Source organism: Schleiferilactobacillus shenzhenensis LY-73, assembly GCF_000469325.1.
Classification (GTDB): domain Bacteria; phylum Bacillota; class Bacilli; order Lactobacillales; family Lactobacillaceae; genus Schleiferilactobacillus; species Schleiferilactobacillus shenzhenensis.
Genome location: NZ_KI271586.1, coordinates 47105 through 54413 on the forward strand (window position 1 = coordinate 47105; position 7309 = coordinate 54413).

6 protein-coding genes are annotated in these 7309 nt (G+C 55.3%); 5 read left to right on the top strand and 1 reads right to left on the bottom strand.

Annotated elements, in window-relative coordinates; all coding sequences use genetic code 11:
- Positions 1 to 197 precede the first annotated feature (197 nt).
- Positions 198 to 422, bottom strand: coding sequence for a hypothetical protein (locus tag L248_RS05620; RefSeq protein WP_040535113.1), 225 nt, complete (start codon positions 420 to 422; stop codon positions 198 to 200).
- Positions 423 to 745: 323 nt separating this feature from the next.
- Here L248_RS05620 and tgt point away from each other — a divergent pair, with 323 nt between their 5' ends.
- The 5 genes from tgt (at position 746) to L248_RS15105 (ending at position 7124) form a co-directional block, all read left to right on the top strand.
- A complete protein-coding gene (tgt, locus tag L248_RS05625) occupies positions 746 to 1888 on the top strand; it encodes a tRNA guanosine(34) transglycosylase Tgt (protein ID WP_022529160.1) in 1143 nt (380 codons plus the stop codon).
- A gap of 118 nt (positions 1889 to 2006) precedes the next feature.
- Entirely contained in the window at positions 2007 to 2423 is a 417-nt protein-coding gene (gene yajC / locus L248_RS05630) for a preprotein translocase subunit YajC (RefSeq protein WP_040535203.1), read from the top strand.
- Between the two features lie 113 nt (positions 2424 to 2536).
- On the top strand, positions 2537 to 2779 hold the full coding sequence (locus tag L248_RS05635) for a hypothetical protein (RefSeq protein ID WP_022529162.1): 243 nt from the start codon (positions 2537 to 2539) through the stop codon (positions 2777 to 2779).
- Between the two features lie 590 nt (positions 2780 to 3369).
- Positions 3370 to 5988, top strand: coding sequence for a bifunctional acetaldehyde-CoA/alcohol dehydrogenase (gene adhE, locus L248_RS05640; protein ID WP_022529163.1), 2619 nt, complete (start codon positions 3370 to 3372; stop codon positions 5986 to 5988).
- A gap of 173 nt (positions 5989 to 6161) precedes the next feature.
- A complete protein-coding gene (locus tag L248_RS15105; protein ID WP_022529164.1) occupies positions 6162 to 7124 on the top strand; it encodes an HD domain-containing protein in 963 nt (320 codons plus the stop codon).
- The last annotated feature ends 185 nt before the right edge of the window (positions 7125 to 7309 follow it).

Sequence of the window (7309 nt, forward strand, 5' to 3'; positions counted from 1 at the left end):
CGAAACAATCTTTCCAACTCTCTGATACAAAAACTGGGACCAAGCACACGCCGCCGCAATGGCTGCAACGTGTGTGTGATCCCAGTATTTTTGTCTAAATATTCAACTTGCCGAATGAATGTTGATAAATGCAGCAAAACCCCGAAGGGCAAACCTTCAGGGTCTCACGGATGTGCTGGAGTCCGCTTAGGGGCACCTTAACTGGCGGAGCACTGTTTCTCGTCGTCAGCGACGACCGAGAGCTTCTTCTTAGAAACGCAGATCCGGCCATTGGCGTTGTTCACGAGCCACTGGTCGGCCACCGACATGATGACGGATTGTTCTAAGACGACCTCGATCTTCCCCCGAACTTTGGAAAAACGATGGTCCTCCATGGTGTAGCTTGAGGCAATCACGGATTGCCCTACTTTAAGGTCTGTCATAAACCTTCCCCTGCTTTCCAAGCCATTGTGGCGGCACCATCCCCCCGGACAGGACCGCTGGCTTAAAGGCACCCCTGTAGAAGAGGTTGGCAACATCATATGAAATGTGAAGACAATTGTCAATGCTTGTTGACCAATTTGCACAATTTTGACACAATCCGTGACCGCTAACAGATATCGTAGTTTTTAAACACCCCCCTTGGCGCACAGCACACTCCTGGCGGCTAAGCTGGCGGCTGTTCCTTTTTGCTTACTTCTGGTAAGATAGTAGGGCGCTTCCAACGATGAATGACGACACGAAGATAACAGAGTAGGAGATTTTTATGACACCACCGATCCAATACCGTTTAATTAAGAAAGAAAAACACACGGGCGCCCGGCTGGGGGAGCTGATCACGCCCCACGGCACGTTCCCCACACCGATGTTCATGCCGGTGGGGACCCAAGCGTCCGTGAAGCTGATGAGTCCGGAAGAGTTGAAAGAAATGGGCGCTGGGGTCATTCTTTCCAATACCTATCACCTGTGGCTGCGGCCCGGTCCGGAGATCGTGAAGGAAGCCGGCGGTCTGCACCAGTTCATGAACTGGGATCAGGGGATCCTTACCGATTCCGGCGGCTTCCAGGTCTTTTCGCTGGCCGAAAACCGTGATTTGACGGAAGAAGGGGTGCACTTCAAGAGCCATCTGTCAGGGGCGAAGATGTTCCTTTCTCCCGAAAAAGCGATTGCGATCGAAAACGACCTAGGGCCCGACATTATGATGTCGCTGGATGAATGTCCGCCATTCTTCGCCAGCTACGAGTATGTGCGCGACTCAGTGGCCCGGACGAGCCGTTGGGCAGAGCGGGGGCTCAAAGCCCACCGCAATCCAGATACGCAGGGTTTATTCGGCATCGTCCAAGGCGCCGGCTTCCAGGACCTGCGGGAGCAGAGTGCCAAGGACTTGGTCAGCTTGGACTTTCCTGGGTATTCCATCGGCGGTCTGTCCGTCGGCGAATCTAAAGCCGAGATGAACCATGTCCTGGACTTTACCACGCCGCTGCTGCCGGAACACAAGCCCCGTTACTTGATGGGCGTGGGCAGTCCCGATGCGCTGGTGGACGGCGTCATTCGCGGCATCGACATGTTTGATTGCGTACTGCCCACGCGGATCGCCCGTAACGGCACCGTGATGACCCATCACGGCCGGCTGGTAGTCAAAAATGCGCAGTACGCCCACGACTTCACGCCGCTCGACCCGGACTGCGACTGCTACACCTGCACCCATTACACCCGGGCTTATATTCGCCACCTGATCAAGGCCGACGAAACGTTTGGTTTGCGGTTGACCACGTACCATAATTTATACTTCCTTATCCATCTTATGGCTGATGTGCGCCAAGCGATTATGGATGATAATTTACTTGAGTTCCGTCAGAATTTGTTTGACGAATACGGCTACACTGGCGCGACGGCGAAAAACTTCTAAGGAAGCGGGCACAAGCCCGTGAAATATGATACAGTGTTAGACGAAAACCATTGAAGGAGTGTATTCAAACGTGAATATCTTTTTAGCAAGCACGGCGGCTGCCAACACGGCTAGCCCTCTGGGTGGGAGCATGGGCATGATCGTCATGCTGGTCATTGTCTTCGGCCTCATGTACTTCATGATGATGCGGCCGCAAAAGAAGCAGCAGCAGAAGCGGCAAGAAATGCTCAACCAGATGAAGAAGGGTGACCACATCGTCACGATCGGCGGTCTGCACGGTGTCATCGACACCATCAACAAGACAGACAAAACCGTCGTGATCGACAGCGATGGCATCTACCTGACCTTCAATCTGGGTGCGATCCGCACCGTCGAACCGACAAGTTCTGCCGCTCCTGCAACGACGGACAGCGACACCCAAGCGACAGACGCCAATGAAGCCGCCGCTGACGACGACAACGCGAGTGCCGGCACTGATGCTGGCAGCGATGATACTAGCAGCGACGACGCCAATAAGGCAGACGACGCCAAGTAAGTTCCAGCACCGGGCAGTACCTGCGGGTACGGCCCTTTTTGTTTGGCCCGGTGTGTTCGAACACGGTATAATAAGGTTGTAGTCGATAGGTTTTTGAGAAAGCAGGTGCAGTCATGACTGATCCCGTATTCTTTAATCCCGGTGGCCAAAATGCGCCAATGGCCCCTTACTACCAGTACAGTCCGTACCATAATCCGTGGATCATGCAGACGCAGGACTTGGCGAACACCCAGCTCGTCGTCTACATTCAACCGGATGGCAAGCTGAAGTTTGTCTTCGCGGCGATCCACCCAGAGACAACAGACGAGTCGCAATCGTCTACCCAGCAAACTGCTGACCAAGCGGCCACGATGTGAGCCGGGGCAGCCCCCACAATGTCAATTGGCAGTGTGGGGGCCGCTTTTTTCTGTTGGCCGCCCGTATTGGACGTTACCAGGGCGGTCATAGTCACTTTTTATAAGTCCCCGTTACAAATAGTGATGTTCAATCATGGACAATATCCGGTATCCTAAATGTTGTACGTTGATGCGTTGGCGGGGGAGTCAACCGCATCGCCGCACACTCAAAGTTCGGTTGCGGTATTAGGAGTACCTGGGGAGAAAACCGGCACGTGTCACTTGCCATATTTGAACCAACTTTTTCATCGGGAGGATTGGCCCACCGTTGGGCCGATAAAAGGACTGCAGAGAGGCAGTCCTTTTTTGCGTCCTCAGGCGCCACGTCCGCGACCATTACTTCGTGCAATCTGGCCAACGAACAAAAATATTTTGCGTCCGTTAGAGAGTGCAAAACCGCGACACACCGCCGTTTATGGTACCGCTGCCAAGAATAAATCGAATTCCCGTGAAATAAATCACAGAAATTGCTTTACAAATGACCGGGCATCCTGTATATTAATTCTTGTGAAGAGGATAACAGAAAATCAAAACCTTACGGAGGTATAACAATGCTCGAGACTGTCAAAAAGAACCAACCCACAAAGGAAACGGTGCCAACAGTTGACGACATGATCAATTCCTTGGTCAAGGATGCACATGAAGCCCTGAAGATCATGGAAACCTTCGACCAAGCCAAGGTCGATCACATCGTTCACGAAATGGCCATCGCCGGCCTGAACGCCCACATGCGTTTGGCCAAGATGGCGGTCGAAGAAACCGGTCGGGGTGTCTATGAGGACAAGGCGGTCAAGAACATGTTTGCCACCGAAGAAATCTGGCACGCCATTAAGGACGACAAGACCGTCGGCGTCATTGAAGATGACCAGCAGCACCAGATCATGAAGATTGCCGAACCGGTCGGCGTCATCGCCGGGGTGACACCGGTGACCAACCCGACCTCGACGACCATGTTCAAGGCCATGATCAGTATCAAGACGCGCAACCCGATCATCTTTGCCTTCCACCCGAAGGCTCAGAAGTGTTCCGCCGCTGCCTTGGAAGTCATCAAGAAAGCCGCCATCGCTGCCGGTATGCCGGAAGGGGCTTTGAGCTACATTCCGACTCCGAGCATTGACGCGACTAAGGCCTTGATGAACCACCCCGGCGTCGCCACTGTCCTCGCGACCGGCGGCCCCGGCATGGTCAAGTCCGCGTATTCTACGGGTAAGCCGGCTCTTGGTGTTGGTGCCGGGAACGTGCCTGCCTATATCGAGAAAACGGCGAACATCCGTCAGGCCGTTAACGACATCGTTCTTTCTAAGTCCTTCGATAACGGCATGATTTGCGCCTCTGAGCAGGCGGCCATTGTCGATGCGGACATCTACGATGAAGTGAAGGCTGAATTCATCCGCCAGGGTGCCTACATGGTGAAGAAAGACGAGATTGCCAAACTGAGCAAGACCGTCATTTCTGAAGAAAAGCACGCCGTTAACCCCGACGTTGTGGGTAAGTCGGCCAATACCATTGCGGAGTGGGCTGGGCTGAAAGTGCCCAAGGGCACCCCGGTACTGGTGGCTGAAATCGACGGTGTCGGCGACAAATATCCGCTGAGCCGCGAGAAACTTTCTCCCGTTCTGGCCTTGATCAAGGCGAAGAACCACGAAGACGGCTTCAAGAAAGCTGAAGAAATGCTGGAGCTGGGCGGCATGGGCCACTCCGCCGTCATTCACACGGATGATGACGACCTCATCGTTCAATACGGTCTGCGCATGAAGGCCTGCCGGATCCTGGTCAACTCCCCGAGTTCCGTTGGCGGTATCGGCGACCTGTACAACAATATGATTCCGTCCTTGACTCTGGGCTGCGGCTCTTACGGGATGAACTCCATTTCTCACAACGTCGGCACCATCGACCTCTTGAACATCAAGACGGTAGCGAAGCGCCGGAATAACCTGCAATGGGTGAAGCTGCCGCCCAAGATCTACTTCGAAAAAAACTCCGTGAACTACCTGGAGAAGATGCAGGGCATCAACCGGGTGTTCATCGTCGCTGACCACGGTATGGAGAAACTGGGCTACGTCAAGGTCGTTGAAGACGTGCTCAAGCGCCGCCCGGGGTCCGTCCAGTTCCAGACCTTCTTGGATGTTGAGCCGGATCCATCGAGCGACACCGTCTTCCATGGTCAAGCGGCTATGAACGACTTCAAGCCGGACACCGTCATTGCCATCGGCGGCGGCTCTGTCATGGACGCTGCCAAGGGCATGTGGATGTTCTACCAGGCACCGGATTCTTCCTTCTTCCGGGCCAAGCAGAAATTCTTGGACATTCGCAAACGGACCTACAAGTTCCCCAAGCTGAACGACGTCAAGCTGATCTGCATCCCGACGACTTCCGGGACGGGTTCTGAAGTAACGCCCTTCGCGGTCATCACCGACAGTGAGACCGGTGTGAAATACCCGTTGGCAGACTACGCTCTGACCCCGGACGTGGCCATCGTGGACTCAAAGTTCATCGAGACCGTGCCTAAGACCGTGGTTGCTGACTCCGGGCTGGATGTACTGTGCCACTCCATCGAGAGTTACGTCTCCACCATGGCCTCCCACTACACCCGCGGGCTGAGCCTGCAGGCCGCCAAGCTGGTCTTCGATAACCTGAAGAAGAGCTATGACGGAGACCAGGAAGCCAAGAGCAACATGCACGACGCCTCCACGATGGCCGGGATGGCCTTCGCCAATGCGCTGCTGGGTATCAACCACTCCATTGCCCACAAACTGGGCGGGGAGTACCACCTGCCCCACGGCCGGGTGATTGCCATCACTATGCCCCACGTGATTCGCTACAATGCGAAAATGCCTGAGAAGCGCGCCGTTTGGGCGAAGTACAACTACTTCCGCGCCGACGAGGATTACGCAGAAATTGCCCGTTACGTTGGGGTGAAAGGTAACACGACGGAAGAACTCGTCAACAACCTGGCCGATGCCATCGTGAAGCTGGCGGAGAGTGTCGGCGTGAAGATGTCCTTGAAGGACCAAGGCATCAGCAAGCAGGACGTGGATAGTGCCGCCGACCGCTTAGCCGAACTGGCTTACGAAGATAACTGCACGATCACCAACCCGAAGGAACCCCTGATTGCCGACATGGCGCAAATCATCCGGGACGAATGGGCCGGCCCCAAGTCCAGTTTCTAATCTTTCCCGAGACCCGCGGAGAGCACCGCTCTCTTGACAGTCTTCGGTGCTCCCATCCCTTAGCCTCCTAAGTTACCACGGCAGCGCTGCCCGACGAATCCTCGTCTGACGGCGCTGCCTTTCTGATTTCTGCAATTAACGGTACAATGAAGAAAAACGAAAGCAGGCGTCCTATGTTCAAAGAAGTCAAGAACGGCCGGCAATTCGCCGGTCAGGCCATTATCCAGGGCATCACCGTGCGGGCGGCCAAAAACGGCTCGCAGTATGCCGACGCAACGCTGACCAACCACGATGAGACCGTTCCGGTGAAGATCTGGGAGATCCAGCCGGATTCGATCATGACCTACAATAATAAGGCCATCGACTTCACGGCCACCCGCTCGGATTACAACGGCAAGCTCCAGTTTGTGCTGGACAGCTTCTCCATCAACCCGACGCTGCAGCTGCGCGACCTTCTGCCGGCCAGTTACTGGGATAACGCTCAGCTGAAGGAGGGCTTCAACCACTTCCTGATGAAGATCACCGACCCCATTTACCAGCATCTGGTTCGGACGCTGTACAACGACGTGGACGACGCCATCGTGGACAAGCTCAGCGAGATGCCGGCGGCCATTCGGATGCACCACGCCTTCATCGGCGGACTGTATACCCACACCCTGTCCATGGCGTATGAAGCAGAGGGTATCCTGACCCATACCATCTACGCTAAGACCATCAACCAGTCACTGTTGTATGCCGGTATCCTCCTCCACGACCTGGGCAAGGCTTTCTGCTACACCAATGCCACCGATCATACCGCCACGAAGCAGGCCAATCTTCTGGAACACGTGGCCATCATCGACGGGATGATCGTCGACTATGCCCGCAACACGCTGCATCTGAACTACGCCGCGAGTCTGAACGACGAACACATTCTGAACCTGCGCCACCTGGTCCTGTCCCACCACGGCAAGCTGGAGTACGGCGCGGCCATTAAGCCGGCCACCCCGGAAGCCATGCTGCTGCACCACGTGGACGACTTGGACGCCCACATGGAGATGATGCGGATGGCCGAGGCGGATCTGAAGCCCGGCAGCGTCGCGGACCAGCGCAACTTCGGGCTGGATGGTGCGTTTGTTTATCATTCTACATTGTAAGTAAGAAAGCTCAGGCGAGGCCAGGACATCATTTGCTGGATGTGTCCTGGCCTCGTTTTGTCGTATGAGGGATTTGCCGGGGTACGGCGTTGCCTTCGCGCTGCCGCCTTGTGAACTAGGAGATGATCCGCGAGGCCCGGCGATTTGGGCCCTCCGGCTGGCTGGGCGTGGAACGCCATGGGCAC